The organism is Leclercia sp. UBA5076, assembly GCF_002416465.1.
Lineage (GTDB): Bacteria > Pseudomonadota > Gammaproteobacteria > Enterobacterales > Enterobacteriaceae > Enterobacter.
Genome location: NZ_DIAO01000008.1, coordinates 154514 through 178843, shown reverse-complemented (window position 1 = coordinate 178843; position 24330 = coordinate 154514). Strand labels below are relative to the sequence as shown.

General features: G+C 58.3%; 26 protein-coding genes. 17 read left to right on the top strand and 9 right to left on the bottom strand.

All coding sequences use genetic code 11. The features are described 5' to 3' along the window. The first annotated feature begins 157 nt into the window (after positions 1 to 157). Positions 158 to 433 (top strand): YnjH family protein, encoded by a 276-nt coding sequence (locus B3X29_RS08250; RefSeq protein WP_114387331.1) that lies wholly within the window; start codon positions 158 to 160, stop codon positions 431 to 433. On the opposite strand, the gene B3X29_RS08245 is transcribed toward B3X29_RS08250, so the two are convergent. Next, entirely contained in the window at positions 384 to 809 is a 426-nt protein-coding gene (locus B3X29_RS08245; protein ID WP_103179267.1) for a pyrimidine (deoxy)nucleoside triphosphate diphosphatase, read from the bottom strand. The genes B3X29_RS08250 and B3X29_RS08245 overlap by 50 nt on opposite strands. 138 nt (positions 810 to 947) lie before the next feature. On the opposite strand from B3X29_RS08245, the gene B3X29_RS08240 reads away from it, so the two are divergent. Next, positions 948 to 1448: a carboxymuconolactone decarboxylase family protein gene (locus B3X29_RS08240; protein ID WP_103181074.1), complete on the top strand. Its 501-nt coding sequence runs from the start codon at positions 948 to 950 to the stop codon at positions 1446 to 1448. Next, positions 1441 to 2073 (top strand): CDP-alcohol phosphatidyltransferase family protein, encoded by a 633-nt coding sequence (locus B3X29_RS08235; protein ID WP_159339086.1) that lies wholly within the window; start codon positions 1441 to 1443, stop codon positions 2071 to 2073. The genes B3X29_RS08240 and B3X29_RS08235 overlap by 8 nt, the downstream gene beginning before the upstream one ends. Here B3X29_RS08235 and B3X29_RS08230 read toward each other — a convergent pair. The 6 genes from B3X29_RS08230 to xthA form a co-directional block, all read right to left on the bottom strand. Beyond that, entirely contained in the window at positions 2065 to 3372 is a 1308-nt protein-coding gene (locus B3X29_RS08230) for a sulfurtransferase (RefSeq protein ID WP_159339085.1), read from the bottom strand. The two genes, B3X29_RS08235 and B3X29_RS08230, sit on opposite strands and share 9 nt — an antisense overlap. Positions 3373 to 3459: 87 nt before the next feature. Then, positions 3460 to 4092 carry an ATP-binding cassette domain-containing protein gene (locus tag B3X29_RS08225; RefSeq protein WP_159339084.1) on the bottom strand — a complete coding sequence of 211 codons (633 nt, stop codon included), beginning with the start codon at positions 4090 to 4092 and terminating at the stop codon, positions 3460 to 3462. Then, positions 4092 to 5627 (bottom strand): thiamine ABC transporter permease, encoded by a 1536-nt coding sequence (locus B3X29_RS08220; RefSeq protein ID WP_159339083.1) that lies wholly within the window; start codon positions 5625 to 5627, stop codon positions 4092 to 4094. The genes B3X29_RS08225 and B3X29_RS08220 overlap by 1 nt, the downstream gene beginning before the upstream one ends. Beyond that, positions 5600 to 6763: an ABC transporter substrate-binding protein gene (locus tag B3X29_RS08215; protein WP_371816552.1), complete on the bottom strand. Its 1164-nt coding sequence runs from the start codon at positions 6761 to 6763 to the stop codon at positions 5600 to 5602. The genes B3X29_RS08220 and B3X29_RS08215 overlap by 28 nt, the downstream gene beginning before the upstream one ends. Before the next feature lie 21 nt (positions 6764 to 6784). Next, a complete protein-coding gene (locus B3X29_RS08210; RefSeq protein ID WP_103179273.1) occupies positions 6785 to 7471 on the bottom strand; it encodes a TVP38/TMEM64 family protein in 687 nt (228 codons plus the stop codon). Next, positions 7472 to 8281 (bottom strand): exodeoxyribonuclease III, encoded by an 810-nt coding sequence (gene xthA / locus B3X29_RS08205; RefSeq protein WP_156654345.1) that lies wholly within the window; start codon positions 8279 to 8281, stop codon positions 7472 to 7474. A gap of 444 nt (positions 8282 to 8725) precedes the next feature. On the opposite strand from xthA, the gene astC reads away from it, so the two are divergent. From astC to ves, 7 genes are all read left to right on the top strand, one after another. Next, complete coding sequence (astC, locus tag B3X29_RS08200; protein WP_159339082.1) at positions 8726 to 9946, top strand: succinylornithine/acetylornithine transaminase; 1221 nt, start codon at positions 8726 to 8728, stop codon at positions 9944 to 9946. Then, complete coding sequence (gene astA / locus B3X29_RS08195) at positions 9943 to 10977, top strand: arginine N-succinyltransferase (RefSeq protein WP_103179276.1); 1035 nt, start codon at positions 9943 to 9945, stop codon at positions 10975 to 10977. The genes astC and astA overlap by 4 nt, the downstream gene beginning before the upstream one ends. Further along, positions 10974 to 12461 carry a succinylglutamate-semialdehyde dehydrogenase gene (gene astD, locus B3X29_RS08190; protein WP_159339081.1) on the top strand — a complete coding sequence of 496 codons (1488 nt, stop codon included), beginning with the start codon at positions 10974 to 10976 and terminating at the stop codon, positions 12459 to 12461. The genes astA and astD overlap by 4 nt, the downstream gene beginning before the upstream one ends. Beyond that, entirely contained in the window at positions 12448 to 13773 is a 1326-nt protein-coding gene (astB, locus tag B3X29_RS08185; RefSeq protein ID WP_103179278.1) for an N-succinylarginine dihydrolase, read from the top strand. The genes astD and astB overlap by 14 nt, the downstream gene beginning before the upstream one ends. A 10-nt stretch (positions 13774 to 13783) precedes the next feature. Then, positions 13784 to 14749, top strand: coding sequence for a succinylglutamate desuccinylase (gene astE / locus B3X29_RS08180; protein WP_159339080.1), 966 nt, complete (start codon positions 13784 to 13786; stop codon positions 14747 to 14749). 338 nt (positions 14750 to 15087) lie between these two features. After that, positions 15088 to 15579 (top strand): ATP-independent periplasmic protein-refolding chaperone Spy, encoded by a 492-nt coding sequence (gene spy, locus B3X29_RS08175; RefSeq protein WP_103179280.1) that lies wholly within the window; start codon positions 15088 to 15090, stop codon positions 15577 to 15579. 293 nt (positions 15580 to 15872) lie between these two features. Continuing rightward, positions 15873 to 16430 carry an environmental stress-induced protein Ves gene (ves, locus tag B3X29_RS08170; protein ID WP_159339079.1) on the top strand — a complete coding sequence of 186 codons (558 nt, stop codon included), beginning with the start codon at positions 15873 to 15875 and terminating at the stop codon, positions 16428 to 16430. Here the strand turns inward: ves and cho are convergent. Together cho and nadE are read right to left on the bottom strand one after the other, a co-directional pair. Next, a complete protein-coding gene (gene cho / locus B3X29_RS08165; RefSeq protein ID WP_168192013.1) occupies positions 16399 to 17286 on the bottom strand; it encodes an excinuclease Cho in 888 nt (295 codons plus the stop codon). The two genes, ves and cho, sit on opposite strands and share 32 nt — an antisense overlap. 84 nt (positions 17287 to 17370) lie before the next feature. Further along, positions 17371 to 18198: an ammonia-dependent NAD(+) synthetase gene (gene nadE, locus B3X29_RS08160; RefSeq protein WP_103179283.1), complete on the bottom strand. Its 828-nt coding sequence runs from the start codon at positions 18196 to 18198 to the stop codon at positions 17371 to 17373. 231 nt (positions 18199 to 18429) lie between these two features. Here nadE and osmE point away from each other — a divergent pair, with 231 nt between their 5' ends. The 7 genes from osmE to chbG all read left to right on the top strand — a co-directional run bounded on the left by osmE (position 18430) and on the right by chbG (position 24275). Beyond that, positions 18430 to 18771, top strand: coding sequence for an osmotically-inducible lipoprotein OsmE (osmE, locus tag B3X29_RS08155; protein WP_103179284.1), 342 nt, complete (start codon positions 18430 to 18432; stop codon positions 18769 to 18771). A 272-nt stretch (positions 18772 to 19043) separates the two neighbouring features. Then, on the top strand, positions 19044 to 19361 hold the full coding sequence (chbB, locus tag B3X29_RS08150) for a PTS N,N'-diacetylchitobiose transporter subunit IIB (RefSeq protein ID WP_103823836.1): 318 nt from the start codon (positions 19044 to 19046) through the stop codon (positions 19359 to 19361). 81 nt (positions 19362 to 19442) lie between these two features. Next, a complete protein-coding gene (gene chbC / locus B3X29_RS08145) occupies positions 19443 to 20801 on the top strand; it encodes a PTS N,N'-diacetylchitobiose transporter subunit IIC (protein WP_103179286.1) in 1359 nt (452 codons plus the stop codon). A 45-nt stretch (positions 20802 to 20846) separates the two neighbouring features. Then, a complete protein-coding gene (gene chbA, locus B3X29_RS08140) occupies positions 20847 to 21200 on the top strand; it encodes a PTS N,N'-diacetylchitobiose transporter subunit IIA (RefSeq protein ID WP_103179287.1) in 354 nt (117 codons plus the stop codon). A 28-nt stretch (positions 21201 to 21228) separates the two neighbouring features. Then, entirely contained in the window at positions 21229 to 22047 is an 819-nt protein-coding gene (chbR, locus tag B3X29_RS08135; RefSeq protein WP_290522074.1) for a transcriptional regulator ChbR, read from the top strand. A gap of 102 nt (positions 22048 to 22149) precedes the next feature. Continuing rightward, positions 22150 to 23505 carry a 6-phospho-beta-glucosidase gene (locus B3X29_RS08130; RefSeq protein ID WP_103179289.1) on the top strand — a complete coding sequence of 452 codons (1356 nt, stop codon included), beginning with the start codon at positions 22150 to 22152 and terminating at the stop codon, positions 23503 to 23505. A gap of 11 nt (positions 23506 to 23516) precedes the next feature. Further along, entirely contained in the window at positions 23517 to 24275 is a 759-nt protein-coding gene (gene chbG, locus B3X29_RS08125) for a chitin disaccharide deacetylase (RefSeq protein WP_159339078.1), read from the top strand. Positions 24276 to 24330 lie beyond the last annotated feature (55 nt).

Sequence of the window (24330 nt, the reverse complement as noted above, 5' to 3'; positions counted from 1 at the left end):
CCGACAGGCTTTGTGACGCAAGCTAAATTTCGTCCTCAAGTTAAATTCATTAAACGCGCCGGGTCATAATAAAAAACGATGACCGAAGGGGGGATTAAAGCTTCGCGCTGTTTTTACCGTTATAGTGAATATCAGGACATAACAGGAAGAAGCGTCGATGAAGCGTATTGTGATGGCTGTTTTGCTTGGGGTTTTCGCGGCTGGCAGTCAGGCCGATCAGCGGTTTGGAACCGGGGTGGATGTGAATATCCCGCCGGAGATCTTCAGCTCCAGCGGTCAGCGTCCACCGCCGTGTAACCAGTGCTGTATCTATCAGGATCAGAACTATTCAGAAGGGGCGGTGGTAAAAGCCGAGGGGGTATTGTTGCAGTGCCAGCGCGATCCTAACGCCCTGAGTACGAATCCGCTGGTGTGGCGTCGCGTAAGAGAATAAACGCCTGTAACAAAGGGATATCTGCCGGGGCGAGGTCGTAATCCAGCGCCTCGTGCGGTGAACACCATACCAGCTGGCTGTGATAGCGCGCTTCCGGCGTGCCGGTGAATTCCGCGACGTGCCAGGCGTGTAGGTTAATCAGTCGCTGGGACACTTCCCGTTGATGGCTGGCGATATACTCTGCGGGGCAGGCCTCAATGCCCAACTCCTCGCGCAGTTCACGCACTAATGCCGCGGGCTGGGTTTCCCCCGCCTCCACTTTTCCCCCGGCAAACTCCCACAGACCGGGCTGATCCGCATGCAGCGGGCGTTGCGCCAGTAAAATTTTGCCATCCCGTTCGAGAATAGCGCAGACAACATCGAGTGTTTTTAGCATGGTCGTCAATAATGAATAAAAGAAAAAGAGTTAGGATCTGCGCACTTAACACGCCAGGAGCATCCTGTGAAAGAGAGACCACCCGTCTGGGTTAAACCCATCGAATCCATTCCCACCATTCTAACGCCTGTCGCGGCAATGCAGAAAAAACATTATGGCGCAGTGCTTAATCCGCTGCGCTGGTGGGGAAGAATGCCCCGGCTGTTCTGGCTGGTAGCGCTGTTTGTAGGCTTTCTGGAACGCAAAAAATCGCCCCTTGAGCCGGTACTGCGTTCGCTGCTGATGACCCGCGTCTCGCAGATCTGCCACTGCGCCTTTTGCATCGATGCCAACGCGCTGCGCCTGGCGGAACGCAGCGGCGGGCTGGATAAAGTGCAGGCCGTCGCGACATGGCGCGACAGCAGCCTGTTCAGCGATAAGGAGCGCGCCGCGCTGGCCTATGCGGAAGCCGTTACCGCCACACCGCCGGTGGTGGATGAGGCCACCAAAGCGGCGCTGCGCCAGTACTTCAATGACGAGGCGATTACCGAGATGACGGCGCTGATTGGATTTCAGAATTTATCCGCCCGCTTTAACGCGGCGCTGGATATCCCCTCCCAGGGGTTGTGCGCGATAAGAGGAGAAAAACAGGATGCTTGACCGCCACCTTCATCCGCGCATCAAGCCGCTGCTCAACCGGCTGGTCGCAACCCTGGATAAACCGGGCATCACCCCGGACGGTATTACGCTGATGGGCTTTGCCATCGGGGTACTGGCGCTGCCGTTTCTGGCGCTGGGCTGGTACCTGGCGGCGCTGGTGGCCATTGCGCTGAACCGCTTGCTCGATGGGCTGGACGGCGCGCTGGCCCGGCGGCGCGGGCTGAGCGATGCCGGAGGCTTTCTCGATATCTCCCTCGATTTCCTCTTCTATGCCCTGGTGCCCTTTGGCTTTGCCCTGGCGGATCCGGTTAACAATTCGCTGCCTGCCGCCTGGCTGCTGTTTGCCTTTATCGGCACTGGGAGCAGTTTTCTGGCGTTTGCTACCCTGGCCGCGAAGCATGAGATAGACAATCCAGGCTATGCCCACAAGTCGTTTTACTATCTGGGTGGCCTGACGGAGGGGACGGAAACGCTGCTGCTGTTCGTGCTCATTTGCCTGTTCCCGGCGCATTTCGGGTGGCTGGCGTGGGTGTTTGGCGCGTTGTGCTGGCTCACCACCACAACGCGCATCTGGAGCGGGTATCTGACGCTGAAGGAGGTTCAGCGCCAGCCGCGATCAGAGTGAACTGTCTGGCCCGCGTTCCCCAGCCACTACCGGGTTCTGCGGGTTGCTGCTCCACTCATACCAGCCGCCGTCATAGACGCCGATATGTTTCCAGCCCATCGCCCGGGCATACATAAAGGTTTCTGATGCCCGCCAGCCGGTGCCGCAATAGAAGGCCACCTGCTGATCCGGCAGGATGTTCCACTGCTTCCACATCCTGGCGATATCATCCGCGCTGCGCATGGTGCCGTCCGGGTTATGGAAATCCTCCATATGGGTCGAGTCGCTTCCGGCGTGGCCCCAGCGGGCGCCCTGGATCTCCCCTTTAGGTTTGATGTAGCTGTAGCCGCTGGTGACACCGGTAAACTCCGGCCACGAGCGAACGCTCACCAGCGAAGCGTCCTGACGATGCAGCAGGCCGCGGGCCTGTTCGGTGCTCAGCATCAGCTGCGGCTGACCGGGGATCGGCGCGCCAAAATCGGCGGCGGGTTTGACATCGTCGGGCGTGCCGCGCTCGACCGGCAGCTTCGCGTCATCCCACGTTTTCCAGCCGCCGTCCAGCAGGCGAACATCTTTCACGCCGGCATACAGCATGATCTGCGCCACGCGCGCGGCGGCGTAGACATCGCGTCCGTAGAGGATCACCGTGGTGTCATGGCGGATGCCGTGTTTCGCCAGCATCGCCTTCAGATCGGCATCAGAGACCTTGTTCCACAGCGGCTCGCTTTCCACTTCGTTGGTGTCGATATAGTCCGCGCCGGGAATGTGGCTCAACAGGTAAAATTTCGGCGCGCCCCAGGCGGCCTCAATCACTTTCCACTCGCCGGCAGGGGCGGCAGGGACCGGTTTTCCCTGCTGGAGCTTATGTAACCACTGGGGATAGACCAGCTGTTCGAAATGGGCGAGACGCTGCAGGCGAGACGGGGTTTGCAGGGCATCACCGAGCAGGGTGATGTGGCTGAAGCCTGCCTCAGTCAGCCGCGCCTTCACGGCCTGGTTATCACTGTCGCTGCCATATAATGCGATGGGGGTGGTCAGCGTCAGTTGATGCCGCATGGCCCAGGCTTTCAGCTGCGCCTCAGACATGGCACCCAGCCAGCTGGCAGAGAGGTTAAGAGCCGAAGGCTCATGTCCGGATGGGCCGTTCAGCGTCTGGGGCCAGCCGTTGTAAAAGGCGCTGATGCGGGTATCGATCACCGCGCCTTTCTGCTGCTGAAGCTCTGCAAGTGTGAGGGAAGGCGCCATATCAGCGGCAAAAGAGAAGAAAGAGGCGAGACCTAACGCGGCGGTCAGCGCGGTCAGTTGAGAAACACGTTTCATCGAAATGCCCGTCGTAAGAAAAAAGAGCGGTGATTGTGGCAATCCTCCCGACAAAAAACGTTGCGTTTGCGCAGGTTGCCATGGGATTCATTGCCACTTCTCCATCGCCAGCACCCGACCCGCAGCAGGAATATCCTCTTCATCGTGGGTCACCTGAACGACGGGAATGCGCCGGGCGCGCACTTCGGCAAATACCCAGCGGCGAAACTGGTCGCGCAGCGTTTTATCCAGTCGGCTAAAGGGTTCATCAAGCAGCAGCGCCTGGGGCCGGGCCAGCAGGGCGCGCAGCAGGCTGACCCGGGCGCGCTGCCCGCCGGACAGCGTGGCGGGATCGCGCTGAAAAAAACCGGGCAAATCGGCGGCATCCAGCGCCGCGATTACCTGCTGTTTACGCTGCTCCCCTTTGATGGACGCCGGAAGCGCCAGCAGCAAATTCTGTCCGACGCTGAAATGATCAAAAAGCAGTGCATCCTGAAACAGCAGACCCAGGCCGCGCTGTTCGGTGGGCAGCGTGTCGCAGCGACGGGCGTTGATCCACAGCTCCCCTTCGGCGCGAAAATCAGCGGGCAGGGCACCTACCATCCAGGCAAACAGCGACGATTTGCCGCTGCCGGAAGGGCCCATCAGGGTGAGGATTTCGCCGGGCACCACCGAAAAACTGATGTTGTGCAGCAGCGCCGTCTGACGCAGAGAGAGCGAAACATCCTTGACCACAAGCATTAACGTAACCCCTGTCGAAAACGGCCAACCAGCCGGGAAAGCAAAATGCAGGCGGCGAAAATCAGCATCGGCAGCAGCAGTTGCCAGAGCGCCTGGGCTGCCAGCACCGCGCTACTGCCGCCGCTGCTGAGCGCCACCGCGTCGGTGGTGAGGGTGGCAAACCGTCCGCTACCCAGCCACAGGGTGGGCAGATACTGCGCCACGCTGACGGAAAAGCCGACGGCAAACGCCGTCAGTGCCGGGCGGATCATCTGCGGGCATTTGATCAGCCAGAAAATTTTAAGCGATCCCCAGCCGAGGGTGCGGGCTGTCAGGATCAGGCGCGGATCGAGCCTGCGCCACGCCGGTTGCATCACCAGCAGCATCCACGGCAGCACCCACAGTAAATGTCCCCACAGCACGGCGACAAACTGCTCGTCCAGCTGCAACAGCAGCGCCAGCCGGTACTGCCCGGCCACCAGCGGCAGGGCGGGAAGGGCCAGCGGCAGCCAGACCCAAAATACCCCGCGCTGCGGGCCCCATTCGAGCCAGAGCAGGATCATCCCCAGCGCTATCCCCGCTGAGAGCAGCCCCAGCGTCAGACTCACCCCGGCCGTCTCCCGCGAAACGCTGGCATTGCCCGCCACCAGAACCAGCACCGCGATGCTGGCGATCCCGGCCAGGGGGAGCAGCAGGCCGCAGGCTCGCCCTGTTAGCAGCGGACGCGGCATCGGGCGCTCCCCGGAGATGGCCGGAATGGTGGTTCGCCAGCGCCGCCAGCTGATAAATATCGCGATGGCAATCAGCTCCAGCAGCAGAAGCAGGATCACGCACACCAGCATCCCCTTGGCCTGCTGGACGTTGTCCCCCTGCGTCAGCCACTGCCACGCCAGCACCGCCAGGGTGGGGGGATTACCCGGCCCGAGGATCAGGGCCACATCCACCACCGACAGCGACCAGGCGATCACCGCCAGCATCACAGCCCCCAGAGCAGGCGCAATGGCGGGCAGGATCAGCCAGCGCAGCGCCTGCCAGCGTCCGTAACCCAGCGATCGCAGGATCGTCACCTTTTGCGCCAGCTCTTTTTCCGGCAGCGAGGCGTAAATCGCCCAGACCACAAAGGCGCTCTCCTTGACGGCGAGGGTCAGCCCCAGCCCGATCCCGTAGCGATCCACTATCGGTGAACAGAGAGAACAGAGGCGGTAGAGTTCTCCCCCTTCGGCAAATATCAGCAGCACGCTGACGGCAAACGCCACGTGGGGGATCGCCAGCAGCCACGGCAGATGGTTGCACAGGCGTCGCCAGCGGCTGCCGGGCCACAGCGCGGCCACCACCGCCAGGGCCAGCATCAGCGCCCCGGCGGCGGCAATCAGAGTGGAAACCAGCGTGGCGGCCAGCGCCTGCGGGATCTGCGGATCGGCGGCCAGCGCCCGCCAGTTATCAAGGGAGAAGATCGGGGGCAGCAGCAGGCCGAAGGCGGGCAGCAGCGGCAGGTACACCGCCGCCATCAGCAGCCAGGCAAGCCCGCTTAGTGGGTGCCGTAACGACGCAGCCATTCCTGCTCCAGCGCGTTCACCCAGGCGGCATGTGGTTCAGCGAGCGTTGGCGGAAGCTCAGCCGGCATAAACTGGCGCAATTTATCCGCCGCTGCCGCCGGGAGTTTTTGAGGATCCAGCACAGTGGGATCGCCCCAGTTAGCCGGGTCCGCCTTGCGGATCTGTGCCTGCGGCGAGAGCAGGAAATTCGCGACGACTTTCGCCCCCGCGCTGGCGGAGGCGTTGGCCGGGATCGCCACAAAATGTACGTTGCCGATCATCCCCTGTTGAAAACCAAAGCTGTAGCTGTCTGCGGGCAGCGCTTTGCTGGCCACTTTCTGCCGGGCGTGGGCCGGGTTAAAGGTGATCGACAGGTTTAAATTGCCGCTGGCCAGCAGGGCATCCATCCGCGCCGGTGAAGGCGGGAAGTCTTTGCCCTCGCGCCACAGGTACGGATGTAGTTTATCGAGATAAGTCCAGAGCGGCGCGGTCACCCGGGCAAAGGTGGCGCTGTCCGGCGGCTGTTTCAGCGCCTCCGGCTGGGGGGTTTGCGTCAGCAGAAGCTGTTCCAGAAACGCGGTGCCGGTAAAGTCGGGCGGGCGCGGATAGGTGATGGTGCCGGGATGTTGCGTGGCGTACGCCAGCAGCGCCTGCGGGTCAGCCAGCGGCTGCGGCAGGCTCTTGCGGCTGGCGATAAAGGTCAGCTGGGCGCTGCCCCACGGAGACTCGGCTCCCTCGGTCGGGATGGCAAAATCTTCCGTCACTGGTTTCGCGGTATCCACATAGCGCCAGTCAGGCAGCATTTGCGCCCAGCCGGTCTGCAACAGCCCGGCGGTTTTGAGGGTGCGGAAGTTCTCGCCGTTGACCCACAGTAGATCTACCGAACCGTTGGTTTTGCGCCCGGCGCTGGCCTCGGTCTGGATGCGCTTCACCGCGTCGGCGGCATCCGCCAGACGGACAATCTTCAGGTTTATGGCGTAGTGGCTTTTCATCTCCCCGCTCACCCAGTCCAGGTAGCGGTTCACCGCCTCATCGCCGCCCCAGGCGTTAAACCAGACGGTCTGGCCCTGGGCCTCCTCTTTGATTTTCTGCCAGCCGTCATCGGCCAGCGCGTGTCCTGCCATCAGCAGGCCCGTTAACAACATGCAAAAACGCACACGGCGCATAGTGCCTCTCTGTTATGAAGAAGTGCGGGAAAAGCGGGCGAACAGCCAGCGGGTGATAAGCGGCAGCAGCCCCAGTAGCGTAAAGGCAATGACCACGCCGGATGAAAGGATATCACGCAGCGCGGCGATCTGCCCCAGCTGGTGTCCGGCATTAAGATAGACGATTGCCCCTGGCAGCATGCCGAGCTGACTGACCCACCAGTAGCGCCACAATCCGATCGGGGCGATCCCGGCCAGCAGGTTGACCATAAAGAACGGGAACAGCGGCATCAGGCGCAGGGCAAAGAGGTAGAACGCCCCGTCCCGCGAGACACCTTCGTTAACCGTGCGCATTGGCCCGGCAAAACGGCGCTGCACCCAGTCCCGCAGCAGGTAGCGGCTGCTCAGCATCGCCAGCGTGGCCCCCAGCGTCGAGGCGAACGACACCAGCAGGATCCCCGGCCACAGGCCAAACAGCGCCCCGCCGAGCAGGGTTAACACCGCGGCGCCCGGCAGCGACAGGGTAGTGACCAGCACATAGAGAAGGAAAAAGAGTATGGCGCTTTTCAGCGGCGCCTGCTGGCAGTATAGCTGCAGGGCCTGATGCTGCGCCTGAAGGTTTTCCAGCGTCAGCGTGCCGGGCGGCAGTAGCCTAAAAAGAAGGGTAAAAGCGCCCAGAAGGGCGCAAATAAGCAGAACTTTACCGGGACGTACAGCCATTTATTTCACGTCGAAGGTCGCCCAGACTGGGGCATGGTCGGACGGTTTTTCCATGCTGCGGATCTCATAGTCGATCCCGGTTTCGATGCAGCGCTCCGCCAGCGGGCTGCTTGCCAGCAGCAGGTCAATGCGCAGGCCGCGGTTATCATCAAAACCTTTAGAGCGGTAGTCAAACCACGAGAAGCGATCGTGGGTTTCCGGGTTGGCGTTGCGGAAGGTATCCACCAGACCCCAGCCCAGCAGACGCCCCATCCACTCGCGCTCTTCCGGCAGGAAAGAACATTTCCCGGTGCGCAGCCAGCGCTTGCGGCTGTCCTCGCCGATGCCGATATCCAGATCGGTCGGGCTGATGTTCATATCGCCCATGATCAGCACCGGATGATCTTTTTGCAGCTCCGTTTCCAGCAATGACTGCAGATCCTGGTAGAACTTCTCTTTGGCCGGGAATTTCAGCGGATGGTCGCGGCTCTCGCCCTGGGGAAAGTAACCGTTGATCACGGTGACATTACCCAGCGGGGAGGGCACTTCCGCCATGATGATACGGCGCTGGGACTCTTCGTTATCCCCCGGGAAACCGCGACGTACCGAGACAGGCGCCGCTTTGGTCAGCAGGGCCACGCCGTAGTGACCTTTCTGGCCGTGATAAAAGACGTTGTAACCCAGTTTTGCCACCTCTTCGAGGGGGAACATATCGTCGTGAACTTTTGTCTCCTGCAGGCCAATGACGTCAGGCTGATGTTTTTCGACGATGGCCTGCAGTTGATGAGGGCGGGCGCGCAGGCCGTTGATATTAAAAGAGACAAATTTCATAGTCGCTGCCAGTGCAAGGTGAATAGTGCAAGGATGGTAGCAGAATTTCCTCCCGCTGACTGCCGCCGCTGCGTATGTTCCACCCATTACTGCAACAGATCCTGCCGATAGTGCAATTTCTGCACCGTTCTGGCGCGTTGCGCCCTCCGATGGCGCATAAAAGCTACACAAATTTCGCGAGCGATCACAATTCCAGAATTATATTTGGCCTATGCATAATATTTCTGTTTTTCCTTCGGTAAAGCTGCGCTTGTTGTAAAAATATTCACTTTTTATGCAATAACAGTGAATAACTCTATGTTGTAACCTGTTGATATTTCGTTACCCCCTCCCGTTTATGCATTTTTATCGCTGGCTGGCACGAACGCTGCAATCTACATTCACAGGGCAAACACATAAATATTTAACATTTTATCAACCTTTTATTTACCGGATGAGGTCGCTATGTCTCTGTCAATTACGCGTGAAAACTTTGATGAATGGATGATGCCGGTTTACGCCCCGGCGGCTTTTATTCCGGTACGGGGAGAGGGCTCGCGCCTGTGGGATCAGCAGGGCAAAGAGTATATCGACTTTGCTGGGGGCATTGCGGTTAACGCCCTGGGACATGCTCATCCGGCGCTGCGTCAGGCGCTGAACGACCAGGCGGCAAAGTTCTGGCATACCGGGAATGGCTACACCAACGAGCCCGCGCTGCGCCTGGCGAAAAAACTGATCGACGCCACCTTCGCGGAAAAAGTGTTCTTCTGTAACTCAGGCGCTGAGGCCAACGAAGCCGCGCTGAAGCTGGCGCGTAAGTATGCGCACGACAATTTTGGCAGCCATAAAAGCGGTATCGTCGCCTTCAAAAATGCCTTCCACGGCCGCACCCTGTTTACCGTCAGCGCGGGCGGGCAACCCTCTTACTCCCAGGATTTCGTGCCGCTGCCACCGGATATCCGCCACGCGGTCTATAACGATCTGCAGTCCGCCAGCGAGCTGATAGATGAGTCCACCTGCGCGGTGATCGTCGAGCCGATGCAGGGCGAAGGCGGCGTTGTGCCTGCCGACAAAGCGTTCCTGCAGGGGCTGCGCGAGCTGTGCGATCGCCACAACGCGGTGCTGATTTTCGATGAAGTCCAGACCGGCGTCGGCCGCACCGGTGAGCTCTATGCCTATATGCACTACGGCGTGACGCCGGATGTGCTCTCCACCGCCAAAGCGCTGGGCGGCGGCTTCCCTGTCGGGGCAATGCTCACCACCGATAAATTTGCCCGGGTGATGACCGTCGGCACCCACGGCACCACCTACGGCGGCAACCCGCTGGCATCGGCGGTGGCCGGTCAGGTGCTGGATATCATCAACACGCCGGAAGTGCTGAACGGCGTGAAGCAGCGTCACGACTGGTTTGTTGAGCGTCTTCAGGCCATTAACAGCAAAACCGGCCTGTTTAAAGAGATTCGCGGTCTGGGGCTGCTGATTGGCTGCGTGCTCACGGATGAATTCGCCGGAAAAGCTAAACTCATTTCACAGGAAGCGGCAAAAGCGGGCGTGATGGTGTTGATCGCCGGGGCTAACGTAGTGCGCTTCGCGCCTGCGCTGGTTGTCAGCGAAGAAGAGGTGCGGACCGGGTTAGATCGCTTTGCGCTGGCCTGCGAACAGGTGAAGTCCGGGGTGTCATCATGATGGTCATCCGTCCCATTGAGCGCGGGGATCTCTCCGCCCTCATGCAGCTTGCCGGTAAGACGGGAGGCGGGCTAACCTCGCTTCCCGTTGACGAAAATACGCTCTCGGCGCGCATTGAGCGCTCCATCGAGACCTGGCAAGGGACGCTGCCGAAAGGCGAACAGGGCTACGTGTTTGTGCTGGAAGATACCGTTACCGGCACCGTGGCGGGGATCTGCGCCATTGAGGTGGCGGTAGGCCTGAACGATCCCTGGTATAACTACCGTGTGGGCACCCTGGTGCATGCCTCGAAAGAGCTGAACGTCTACAACGCACTGCCCACGCTGTTTCTCAGTAACGATCACACCGGCAGCAGCGAGCTCTGCTCGCTGTTTCTCGACCCGGAGTGGCGCAAAGAGGGCAACGGCTATCTGCTCTCCAAATCGCGCTTTCTGTTTATGGCCGCCTTCCGCGATCGCTTTAACGAAAAAGTGGTTGCCGAGATGCGCGGCGTCATCGACGAAACAGGCTTCTCGCCGTTCTGGAAAAGCCTGGGCGAGCGCTTCTTCTCCATGGAGTTCAGCAAGGCGGACTACCTGTGCGGCACCGGGCAGAAAGCTTTTATCGCCGAGCTGATGCCAAAACATCCCATCTACACCCATTTCCTCAGCCCCGAGGCGCAGGCGGTAATTGGCGAGGTCCATCCGCATACCGCGCCGGCCCGCGCGGTGCTGGAAAAAGAGGGCTTCCGCTACCGAAACTATGTCGACATCTTCGACGGCGGCCCGACGCTGGAGTGTGATATCGACCGGGTGCGGGCGATCCGCAAAAGCCGTCTGGTGGAGGTGGCCGAGGGGCAGCCCGCGCCGGGTGAGTTTCCGGCCTGCCTGGTGGCGAACGAACAATATGACAGCTATCGCGCCACGCTGATCCGCGTGGACCCCGAATGTGAACGTCTGGTGCTGACCGCAGCGCAACTGGATGCCCTGAAATGTTGCGCTGGCGATCGTATTCGCATGGTGCGTCTGTGCCCCGAGGAGAAAACGGTATGAACTTATGGATTAACGGTGACTGGGTAACCGGCGAAGGTGAACTTCGCAGCAAACATAACCCGGTGGGGCAGGAGAGATTATGGCAAGGGGCGGATGCCAGCCCCGGGCAGGTTGAGCAGGCGTGCCGCGCCGCGCGCGCCGCGTTCCCCGGCTGGGCGAAGCTGCCGTTCAGCGCTCGTCAGGCGATCGTGGAGAAATTTGCCACCCTGCTGGAGGCAAATAAGCAGGAGCTGACCCGCGTTATTGCCAGCGAAACCGGCAAGCCGCGCTGGGAGGCGGCGACCGAAATTACCGCCATGATCAACAAGGTCGCCATTTCAATTAAGGCGTACCACACCCGCACCGGCGAGCAGCGTACCGAGATGGCGGACGGGGCCGCTACGCTGCGCCATCGTCCGCACGGCGTGCTGGCGGTGTTTGGCCCCTATAACTTCCCCGGCCATCTGCCGAATGGCCACATCGTGCCCGCCCTGCTGGCGGGTAACACGGTGATCTTCAAGCCGAGCGAGCTAACGCCCTGGAGCGGCGAAGCGGTGGTCAAACTGTGGGAGCAGGCCGGGCTGCCGCCGGGGGTGCTCAATCTCGTCCAGGGCGGGCGCGAAACCGGTCAGGCGCTGAGTGCGCTGAGCGATATTGACGGGCTGCTCTTTACCGGCAGCGCCGGAACTGGCTATCAGCTGCACCGCCAGCTGGCCGGGCAACCGGAGAAAATTCTCGCCCTTGAGATGGGGGGCAACAATGCGCTGATCGTTGACGATCCGGCGGATACCGATGCCGCGGTCCACCTGACCATCCAGTCAGCCTTTATTACCGCCGGGCAGCGCTGCACCTGCGCCCGCCGGCTGCTGGTGAAACGCGGTGCTGAAGGGGATGCTTTCCTGGCCCGTCTGGTTGAGGTGAGCAGGCGGCTGCTGCCGGGCGAGTGGGATGCCAGCGAGCAGCCGTTTATCGGCGGGCTGATTTCCGAACAGGCGGCAAAAAATGTCTATCACGCCTGGCGGGAACATGTCGCCCGCGGCGGCCAGTCGCTGCTGGAGCCACGGCTGGTGAAGGCGGGAACCTCTTTATTAACCCCGGCAATCGTCGAGATGACTGGCGTGAGCGGTGTGCCGGACGAAGAGGTCTTTGGTCCGCTGCTCTGCGTCTGGCGCTATGACGATTTTGACCAGGCCATTGCGATGGCAAACGCCACACGCTACGGCCTGTCGTGCGGTCTCATCTCCCCGGATCGTGAGAAATTTGACCAGCTGCTGCTGGAGGCGCGCGCCGGGATTGTGAACTGGAATAAACCGCTCACCGGCGCGGCCAGTACCGCCCCGTTTGGCGGGGTGGGCGCCTCCGGTAACCATCGTGCCAGCGCCTGGTATGCGGCGGATTACTGCGCCTGGCCGATGGCGAGCCTGGAGACGCCGGCCATCGTCCTGCCGGAGCAGCTGAATCCGGGCCTCGATTTTACACGGGAGAAGCGTCATGAAAGCGCGTGAAGTTAACTTCGACGGGCTGGTGGGGTTAACCCACCACTATGCCGGGCTGTCTTTCGGCAATGAGGCCTCCACAAAACACCGCTTTCAGATCTCCAACCCGCGGCTGGCGGCAAAGCAGGGGTTGTTAAAAATGAAGGCGCTGGCGGATGCGGGTTTTCCTCAGGCGGTGATCCCGCCGCAGGAGCGGCCTAACGTCGCCGTCCTGCGCCAGCTCGGGTTTACCGGCAGCGACGAGCAGGTGGTGGAGAAAGCGGGCACCCAAATGCCGCAGCTGCTCTCTGCCGCCAGTTCGGCCTCCTCCATGTGGGTTGCCAACGCCGCGACGGTGGCCCCCTCCGCAGATACCCTCGACGGAAAAGTGCATCTGACGGTGGCGAACCTGAACAACAAGTTCCACCGCGCCAGTGAAGCTGGCACCACGGAACAGGTGCTGCGGGCTATTTTTCGCGATGAGTCCCGGTTCAGTGTCCATACAGCGCTGCCGCAAGTGGCGATGTTCGGCGACGAAGGGGCGGCCAACCATAACCGTCTTGGCGGCGATTATGGCGAGCCGGGTTTGCAACTGTTTGTCTATGGTCGTGATGAGGGGACTGGCCCCGCGCCTGCCCGTTACCCGGCCCGTCAGACTCTGGCCGCAAGCCAGGCCGTTGCCCGCCTGAATCAGGTCAATCCGGGCCAACTGATGTTTGCCCAGCAAAACCCGCTGGTGATCGACCAGGGAGTGTTCCATAACGACGTGATTGCGGTCTCGAACCGCCAGGTGCTGTTCTGCCACGAGCAGGCGTTTGTTCACCAGTCAGCGCTGCTGCACGCCCTGGGCGATCGCGTGCCCGGATTTATGCCGATTGAGGTGCCGACGGAAGCCGTTTCGGTGCAGGATGCGGTGGCAACCTATCTCTTTAACAGCCAGCTGCTGAGCCGTGACGACGGCAGCATGATGCTGGTGCTACCCCAGGAGTCGCAGAACCATCCTGGCGTCTGGCGCTATCTGAATCAGCTGGTGGCCGAGGATAACCCCATCAGCGAGCTGCGGGTGTTCGATCTGCGCGAAAGCATGGCCAACGGCGGCGGTCCGGCCTGTCTGCGCCTGCGCGTGGTGCTCACCCCTGAGGAGCAGCGGGCGGTTAACCCGGCGGTGATGATGAACGATACCCTGTTCAACACCCTTAATGACTGGGTGGATCGCTACTATCGCGATCGGTTGACCCAGGCCGACCTGGTCGATCCGCAGCTTTTACGGGAAGGACGCGAAGCGCTGGATGCCCTGACCCGCATTCTGCAACTGGGCTCCGTCTACCCGTTCCAGCAATAAAGGAGGCGTTATGGAAAATTTTCTGGCGCTGACCATGGCGAATGAAACGCCCGCCCGACGGGAGGGCAAAGGGGCTTCGTTTCACTGGCGCTGGCTGGCACGCGGCGTGCTGGAGCTCATCCCGGAGGCAGACAGCGAGCGAGCCCTGGTGCTCTCTGCCGGGATACACGGCAACGAAACGGCGCCGGTGGAGATTGTCGACCTGCTGGTCAGGGCGCTCTTTCGCGGCGAACTCTCGCTGCGCTGCCGTCTGCTGATTATCTACGGGAATCCTCCGGCGCTGCGAGCCGGCAAGCGCTACCTGACCTGCGATATCAATCGCCTGTTCAGCGGGCGCGGGACGCAGTTCCCGGCCTGCGAGGAGACCGAACGGGCGGCGCTGCTGGAGGATCTGTTAGCGGCCTTTTACCGGCAGGCGGGTTCCGATCGCTGGCATCTGGATCTGCATACCGCCATCCGCGCCTCGTATCATGAGCGCTTTGGCGTGCTGCCCCAGCGCAATCAGCCCTGGGATGAGGCGTTTATTCAGTGGCTGGCGGATGCCGGGCTGGAGGCGCTGGTCTTTCATCAGGCACCCGGCGGTACCTTCACCCATTTCACCTGCGAACGCTTTGGGGCGCTGGCCTGCACCCTGGAGCTGGGAAAAGCGCTGCCGTTCGGGCATAACGATTTAACGCGTTTTGCCACCACCCATCAGGCGCTGCGCGCGTTGCTGTGTGGTGAGGTATCGACGTCCCATGCCGGGCCCGTGGCGCAGTATCGGGTGGTGCAACAGATCACCCGCCGCAGCGAGGCCTTTGTGCTGCACATGGCGAGTCATACCCTGAACTTTACGCCGTTCCGCCAGGGGGTATTGTTGGCAGAGGATGGCGAAGAACGCTATGAAGTACAAAAGCCAACCGAGTATGTTCTTTTCCCGAACCCCGCCGTGGCCTTTGGTTTGCGCGCCGGGCTGATGCTGGAAAAAGTTGCCTGAAAATTACCTGACCCCATCTGCGTAACGCGGTGGGGTTGTTTATTTTCTCAGCCATTTCACTCGACTGCCGTTTTATTACGGATTATTCCTGGTTGTTTGCTTTATTATTAATCTGTTTGTCGGTATACTTCTCCACAATCTCTTTAAAATCATCTGCATGCATATTTTTGTTTCAACTCTCCACGCTTTATCCTTATTTTCTCCATATTTGACGATAATTTGTTTTTTACACTTTCACTGTTTTACCGTTGCTCTGACTAATTGACGATAAACCCCGTAAAGTTAATCTCGTCAACACGGCATAGCGCCGAAGAATAACTGAAAGGAAGGACAAAATTATGCGTAAATTAACTGCACTGTTTGTTGCCTCTACCCTGGCTCTGGGCGCTACCAGCGCGGCGTTCGCCGCTGATACCGCCACCACCACCACGGCTGCACCGACCGAAGGCAAAATGATGCATCACAAAGGTAAGCCGGGCATGCATCACGACATGATGTTTAAAGACCTGAACCTGACGGATGCGCAGAAAGAGCAGATCCGCGACATCATGAAAAGCCAGCGTGACCAGATGAAGCGTCCGCCGGTAGAAGAGCGCCGCGCAATGCATGACATCATCGCCAGCGACGCCTTCGATAAAGCGAAGGCCGAAGCGCAGGTTGATAAGATGGCCGAGCAGCATAAAGCCCGCATGCTGGCGCACATGGAAACCCAAAACAAGATTTACAACATCCTTACCCCGGAACAGAAAAAGCAGTTTAATGCCAATTTTGAGAAGCGTCTGACAGAACGTTCCGCGGCGAAAGGTAAAATGACCACCTCAGCCGAATAATCGGTTCAGCTATTCAAGACCGCCGGAGTCTTGTCCACTCAAGCAGATTTGCTGTGGGCAGGTCCGGCGGTTTTTTCTTTTCCAGCCTCTTGCCAGCCGCCGCCATCCCGGTATTCTCCTGTTATCGATTTGCAGAATGTGTTTGAAATTTCTGACGTTACTTTTTTCGTCGTCAGACTAAGGCCCACCCGCACATCTGCCGATACTGTTCTGCAGCGACCTAACGATAACAAACAAAAAGCGACCGCCCTGGGCGGGGTGCTTTGGCGCGTATTGCGCCATTTGGAGTGGTGATGGAATTCTTCGATATCCGCAAAATGCCGGTTAACCTCTGGCGCAACGGCGCGGGAGAGACGCGCGAAATATGTTGTTTCCCTCCTGCAACCCGGGACTTTAACTGGCGCGCCAGTATTGCCTCCCTTGCCAGCAACGGTGATTTTTCTGTTTCCCCCGGTGTTGATCGGGTGATCACCCTGCTGGAAGGGGGAGAAGTGCAGCTGGATGGTGGAAAGGCGTTTAATCACACGCTGCGGCGTCATCAACCCTTCAGCTTTGCCGGAGAACTGCCGGTCAAGGCGCAGCTGCTGGAAGGGCAGATGTCGATGGACTTTAACATCATGACCCGCCGGGATTGCTGCCGGGCTAAGGTGCGGGTGGCGGATCGCACCTTCACGACATTCGCGTCACGCGGCGGCGTGGTGTTTGTGCTGAGCGGCGCCTGGCAGTTGGGTGATAAACTGCTGACCGCCGATCAGGGGGCGTACTGGCATGAAGGCGACCATACCCTGCGATTGCTTAAGGACGAGGGCACCCTGCTGTTCAGCGAGATTTTCTGGCTTCCGGGCCACTGAGCGGAATGATCTCATACTTGCCCGCCAGCAGCGGCTTGCAGAGTATTTTATACCCATCCTGATCAAAACCGGCGGGCGTGCGCAGCAGTTCCGCCGCCTCGTCCAGGCTTTCGACCGCGCCCAGCCAGAGCCAGTTATGGATAATGTGGTAGTGGGTCATCTCCGGGCGCGACTCTTTCAGCGCCACGGCGCAGTCCCACGGCCAGCAGGTGACGCCTATCGCCTGCAACCCTTCAACCAGCCGCTGCTGATGCTCCTCCACGCTCTCTTTCCCGCAGCACGCCCCTGCACAACGCTTCAGGGCGGAGCGGAAACAGGCCCGCCCGCGGCTTAACGACTCCAGCCCCAGCAGGCCGTAACAGAGCTGTCGCTCGTCGGCCAGCGTCTGTAAGGTTTGCAGCGCCGCCCGGCGGTTAGCGAACAGGCCATACAGGTTCGGGGTATGGGAGAAATCGACCTCGCGGGCATAGACGATCTGCGGTTTACCCTCGGTGATTTGCAACGAGCAGAGCTGGCGGTTGCGACGTAATCGTTTATTGAACAGCGGCTGCTGCTCCTTGATTAAACGCGCTTCCAGCAGCAGGGCGCCCAGTTCGCCCGCGGTTTGCGTCCAGGTGATACGCCGGGACTGGCGCAGCATAGCGGCTTCGTCCGGCGTGCGCAGATGCGACAGCACCCGGCTGCGGATATTGACGCTCTTGCCGATGTAAAGCGGCATGGCATCGCTTTCGCCATGAAAGAAGTAGACGCCTGGCTGCCTGGGAAGTGCCTCAAGCCACGGGCGCAGATGTTCGGGATATTCATAGATTGCTGCCGCTTCAAATTCAAGCCGCGGTGCCGATTGACGCCTGCTCACAACATACTCCTGATACTGTTCAGGCATACAGTGTAGCAGCAGTGGTGCGGTTAAAAAAGAGGCGGCATAAGCCGCCCCGTCAGATTACGCTTTCCAGAAGTCGTCAAACACCGTGATCGGCGGGCGACGTTTGTGCTCGGTCTTCAGGTACCAGCCTTCGATAATGCGGGCGGTGCCTTCGTCCAGCGTCTTACCTTCCAGATAATCATCAATATTTTCATAGGTCACGCCCAGCGCAGCTTCGTCAGGCAGGGAAGGGCGATCGTCTTCCAGATCTGCGGTAGGGGCTTTTTTATACAGATGCTCCGGACAGCCCAGCGCGGCCAGCAGCTGTTTGCCCTGGCGCTTGTTAAGACGGAACAGCGGGTTAATGTCGGTACCGCCATCGCCATATTTGGTGAAGAAGCCGGTCAGGGCTTCTGCCGCATGGTCTGTCCCCACCACTACGCCGCTGGTCATCCCGGCGATGCTGTACTGCGCCTTCATGCGCTCGCGGGCTTTTTCGTTACCGCGGACGAAATCGCTCAGCTCAATGCCCGCCTCGCGCAGCGCTTTTTCGCTGGCCAGCACCGCTTCTTTAATATTGACGGTCAGCACGCGATCGGGCTGGATGAACGCGATGGCATCCTGACAATCCTGCTCGTCGAACTGCACACCGTAGGGCAGGCGCACCGCGATAAACTGCAGGTCGTTATTCCCCGTTTCGGCACGCAGTTCGTTGATCGCCATCTGGGCGAGCTTCCCGGCGAGCGTAGAGTCCTGACCGCCGCTGATGCCCAGCACCAGCGTTTTCAGAAACGGGAAGCGGGTTAAGTAGGATTTCAAAAAATCGACGCTACGGCGAATCTCTTCTTCCGCGTTGATAGTGGGTTTTGCACCCAGTGCCTGGATAATCTCTTGTTGCAGAGCCATCTAGCCCCTCCGTTACACAAATTTGCCTGATGAATGTACTGTTAAAGCTAACCTGTGATGGATAAAACGACAAGGATCACAAATTTGAATGGAGCGAAATAGAGCGATTTAGCAGGTTATTTTTGTTTTGCCGGAATTTTCCGAAAAAACTTTGCCGTCACGCTTGAGGTTGAAAAATGTGGTTTTCTATTCCAGGCTTACTTAACACGCTGATAAACAAGAGGACGGAATATGAACAAGAACGTAGCAGGAATGTTAGGCGCAGCGGCTGTACTGACTTTACTGGCGGGCTGTACCGCTTATGACCGCACAACCGATCAGTTTAAAGAGCCTGTGGTCAAAGATGTTAAGAAAGGGATGAGCCGCGCTCAGGTCGAGCAGCTGGCCGGTAAGCCATCCTCTGAAGTGACGATGATCCACGCTCGCGGTACTTGCCAGACCTATATCCTGGGTCAACGGGATGGTAAAACCGAAACCTATTTTGTTGCATTAGATGACACAGGTCACGTTATGAACTCTGGCTACCAGACCTGCGCGGAATATGACACCGATCCGCAGGCACCTAAAGCCTGATAACCCTTTTGCCTGAGCAGATCCAAACCGGCCAACTGGCCGGTTTTTCTTTTTCCCCCCTATAATCTTATTTCTTATCGCGAATTATTTGCCTGAAATGTGAAGGTTGTCATAACCGCAGGTCAATGAGAGACAATTCCAAAACATCCTAGATTACCACAGCCTTTTCGCTTGCCGTATACTCATCCCATCAGACCAGCCTGCGAGAAGAACGCCCGGTAACGGTGCTGAAGTCGCAGCTAACGCGGTGGCTATATAAGAGGGAAGTCATTATGGAAAAGAAACATATCTATCTGTTTTGCTCAGCAGGCATGTCAACGTCACTGCTGGTGTCAAAGATGCGCGCGCAGGCCGAGAAGTACGAAGTTCCGGTTATCATTGAAGCCTTCCCGGAAACGCTGGCAGGCGAAAAAGGCACCAGTGCCGATGTGGTACTGCTGGGGCCGCAAATTGCCTATATGTTGCCAGAAATTCAGCGTCTGTTACCGAATAAACCGGTTGAAGTGATCGACTCTGCCCTGTACGGCAAAGTGGATGGTTTGGGTGTTCTTAAAGCTGCAGTAGCGGCGATTAAAAAAGCTGCTAATTAATTTAATTTTTATTTTTCCCGTCAAAGAGCAATTTCACACATTTACGCCGCAATATTATTGCGGCATTTAAGGGTATTTTCTATGAGTAGATTTATTGCTGCGCTTGAAAAGGTACTCCTTCCTTTTGCAGTTAAAATAGGAAAGCAACCGCATGTCAACGCCATTAAAAACGGTTTTATTAAAGTAATGCCGTTAACACTGGCCGGGGCCATGTTCGTTTTAATTAACAACGTTTTTCTTAGCTTCGGTGATGGTTCATTTTTCTATTCATTAGGCGTGCGTTTAGATCCCTCAACTATTGAAACATTAAATGGTTTCAAGGCCATCGGCGGCAATGTGTACAACGGTACGCTGGGTATTATGTCGCTGATGGCACCTTTCTTTATCGGGATGGCGCTGGCAGAAGAGCGTAAAGTCGACTCACTGGCCGCCGGTTTATTATCTGTTGCTGCGTTTATGACCGTCACCCCTTACAGCGTGGGCGAAGCCTACGCAGTGGGTGCCAACTGGCTGGGCGGGGCAAACATCATCTCCGGCATTGTGATCGGTCTGGTGGTGGCGGAGATGTTTACCTTTATTATTCGACGCAACTGGGTGATTCGCTTACCGGACAGCGTTCCGGCATCGGTATCGCGCTCGTTCTCGGCGCTGATCCCCGGCTTCATTATTCTCTCCATCATGGGGACTATCGCCTGGGCGCTCTCACACTGGGGCACCAACTTCCACCAGATCATCATGGACACCATCTCCACACCGCTGGCATCCATGGGGGGCGTGGTAGGCTGGGCTTACGTGATTTTCACCTCCCTGCTGTGGTTCTTCGGTGTTCACGGCTCTCTGGCGCTGGCTGCGCTGGACAGCGGCATCATGACCCCATGGGCGCTGGAAAACGTGGCGCTCTACCAGCAGTACGGCTCCGTTGACGCAGCGCTGGCGGCCGGTAAAACCTTCCACGTGTGGGCGAAACCGATGCTGGACTCCTACATCTTCCTGGGCGGTACCGGGGCGACGCTGGGCCTGATCATCGCGGTGTTTATCACCTCCCGTCGTGCGGATCATCGTCAGGTGGCGAAGCTGGCCCTGCCGTCAGGCATCTTCCAGATTAACGAGCCCATCCTGTTCGGTCTGCCGATTATCATGAACCCGGTGATGTTTATTCCGTTCGTCCTGGTGCAGCCGCTGCTGGCGGCCATTACCCTGACGGCTTACTACCTGGGCATCATCCCGCCGGTCACTAACATTGCACCGTGGACCATGCCAGCCGGTCTGGGCGCCTTCTTCAACACCAACGGCAGCGTAGCGGCCTTCCTGTTGGCGATATTTAACCTGGGTGTGGCAACCCTGCTCTATATGCCATTCGTTGCCATCGCCAATAAAGCCCAGACCACCATTGATGAAGAAGAGAGCGAAGAGGATATCGCCCTCGCACTGAAATTCTGATGTCGTATGACGCGGGGCGACCCGCGTCACTACAGGAGAGAAAACATGTTTGATTTAGAGAATGTAGTTGCAGAAGCGGAAGAGGTCGCAGAGAACGATCTTGAAGAAGTGGTGATGGGGCTTATCATCAACTCCGGTCAGGCGCGCAGCCTGGCGTACGCGGCGCTGAAAAAAGCCAAGCAGGGCGATTTCGACACCGCGAAAGAGATGATGGCCCAGTCGCGCACCGCGCTCAATGAAGCGCACCTGGTGCAAACAAAACTGATCGAAAGCGATCAGGGTGAAGGTAAAATGAAGGTCAGCCTGGTGCTGGTACACGCCCAGGACCATCTGATGACCTCCATGCTGGCGCGTGAGCTGGTGGCGGAACTCATCGAACTTCACGAGAAAATGCAGTAGATCAGACTGATAGCAGGAGGTCAGCGCCATGGAAATCACTACCGCCCGGGAACAACAGCTGTTTAATGGTAAAAATTTTCATGTGTTTATCTACAACAAGGTGGAGAGCATCAGCGGTCTGCATCAGCATGACTACTATGAGTTCACCATCGTGCTGACCGGCCGCTATTTCCAGGAGATCAACGGCAAGCGGGTGCTGCTGGAGCGTGGGGATTTTGTTTTTATCCCGATGGGTTCTCACCATCAGAGCTTTTACGATTTTGGTGCCACGCGCATTCTCAACGTCAGCATCAGTAAACGCTTCTTCGAAACCCACTACTCGCCGCTGCTGCCGTTCTGCTTTGTTGCATCGCAGGTTTATCACGTTAAAAGTGAATTCCTGAACTGGATCGATACCGTTATTGCCTCACTCAACTTCCGCGACAATGAATTCGATGAATTTATTGAAACGGTGACCTTTTACGTCGTCAATCGGCTACGCCATTATCGCGAAGAGCAGCAGGCAACCGACGATATTCCGCAATGGCTGCGCACGACCGTTGAAATGATGCATGACAAGCTGCGTTTTGGTGAAAACGCGCTGGAAAATATGGTGGCGCTGTCGGGAAAATCCCAGGAATACCTGACCCGTGCCACCCAGCGTTATTACCAGAAAACGCCGATGCAGATTATTAATGAAATACGGATCAATTTCGCCAGAAAACAGCTGGAAATCACCAATTATTCGGTGACGGATATTGCTTACGAATCCGGTTATAGCAGTCCGAGTCTGTTTATTAAAACCTTTAAGAAATTGACCTCATTTACCCCTAACAGCTACCGGAAAAACCTCACAGTTATTAATTAACGTCCGGCGGGTTTACCGCCGGGAATATCGATTAACAGGCTTGCCCAATATAAATGGGACGGGATCGCTATACTTAAAAAGCGCATCTCCAGGGAGAATATTATGCAAAAGAAACTTAAAGTAGTGACCATCGGCGGCGGAAGCAGCTACACCCCGGAATTACTGGAAGGCTTCCTTAAGCGTTATCATGAACTGCCGGTCAGCGAATTGTGGCTGGTTGACGTGGCCGAGGGCCAGGAGAAGCTCGATATTATTTTCGACCTGTGCCAGCGTATGGTGAAAAAAGCGGGTGTGCCGATGACCGTGCATAAAACCCTCGACCGTCGTCAGGCGCTGAAAGATGCCGATTTCGTGACGACGCAGCTGCGTGTCGGCCAGCTGAAAGCGCGCGAGCTGGATGAGCGTATCCCGCTGAGCTACGGCTATCTGGGCCAGGAGACCAACGGTGCAGGCGGCCTGTTCAAAGGGCTGCGCACCATTCCGGTGGTGTTCGACATCATTAAAGATGTACAGGAGATCTGCCCCCAGGCATGGGTGATTAACTTCACCAACCCGGCCGGGATGGTCACCGAAGCGGTCTATCGCCATACCGGGTTCAAACGCTTCATTGGGGTCTGCAATATCCCTATCGGCATGAAGATGTTTATTCACGACGTGCTGGCCCTGACCGACAACGACGACCTCTCTATCGACCTGTTTGGCCTGAACCACATGGTCTTTATCAAGGATGTCCTGGTCAACGGCAAATCACGTTTCCCGGAGCTGCTGGATGGCGTTGCCAGCGGCACTCTGAAAGCAAGTTCGGTGAAGAACATCTTTGACCTGCCGTTTAGCGAAGGGCTGATCCGCTCCCTGAATCTGCTGCCATGCTCCTATCTGCTCTACTACTTCAAGCTGAAAGAGATGCTGGCGATCGAGATGGGCGAATACTACAAAGGCGGTGCCCGCGCGCAGGTGGTGCAGAAGGTGGAAAAACAGCTGTTCGAGCTCTATAAGAACCCGGATCTGGACGTGAAGCCGAAAGAGCTGGAGCAGCGCGGCGGAGCATACTACTCCGATGCGGCCTGCGAAGTGATCAACGCTATCTACAACGACAAGCAGGCGGAACACTACGTCAACGTGCCGCACCACGGCCACATCGATAACATCCCGGCGGACTGGGCGGTGGAGATGACCTGCATCCTGGGCCGTGACGGGGCGAAGCCACATCCGCGACTGACCCATTTCGATGACAAAGTGATGGGCCTCATCCACACCATCAAGGGCTTTGAAGTGGCGGCAAGCCAGGCGGCCATCAGCGGCGAGCTGAACGACGTGCTGCTGGCGCTGAACCTGAGCCCGCTGGTGCACTCCGATCGTGATGCCGAGAAGCTGGCGCGGGATCTGATCCTGGCCCATGAAAAATGGCTGCCGAACTTCGCCGCCACGATCGATAAACTGAAAAGCGAGCAGCACTAAGAGGGATCGCTATGGAATATCTGCTGATCGTCAATGCCGATGATTTTGGCCTCTCAAAAGGGCAGAACTACGGCATCGTGGAAGCCTGTCGGCACGGCGTGGTGACCTCCACCACCGCGATGGTGAACGGTGAAGCCATTGAGCACGCCGCGGCGCTCAGCCGGGATCTGCCCGATCTGGGCGTGGGCATGCACTTTGTTCTGACCCTTGGTATGCCGCTGACCGCTATGCCAGGGCTGACCCGGGAGGGGGTGTTGGGCAAATGGATCTGGGAGATGGCAGAGGAGGGGACGTTACCCCTGGAGGAGATCGCCCGCGAACTGGACTGTCAGTTCAATCGCTTCGTCGATCTCTTCGGGCGCGAACCGACCCATATCGACAGCCATCATCACGTGCATATGATCCCGGCCATCTTCCCGCTGGTGGCCGAGTTTGCCCGCCGCAAAGGGGTGGCGCTGCGTGTGGATCGTCAGGCCGACATGCCCGGCGAAATGGGGGGCGATCTGCCGCCCACGACGGACGGTTTCAGTAGCGCATTTTATGGCGATGAAATCAGTGAAGCGCTGTTTTTAAGCGTACTGGACAGGTCCGTACAGCAGGGAGAGCGGTCGCTGGAGGTGATGGCGCATCCGGCCTTTATCGACAATACGATCCGTAAAAGCGCTTACTGCTGGCCACGACTGACGGAGATGGAGGTGCTGACCTCGACGTCGCTGAAGTATGCGATTGCCGAGCGCGGGTATCGTCTGGGAACGTTCGGGGATCTGTGAGGAAATGCCGGGTGGCGGATTCGCCTTACCTGGCCTACAAATTCAATGGAACCTT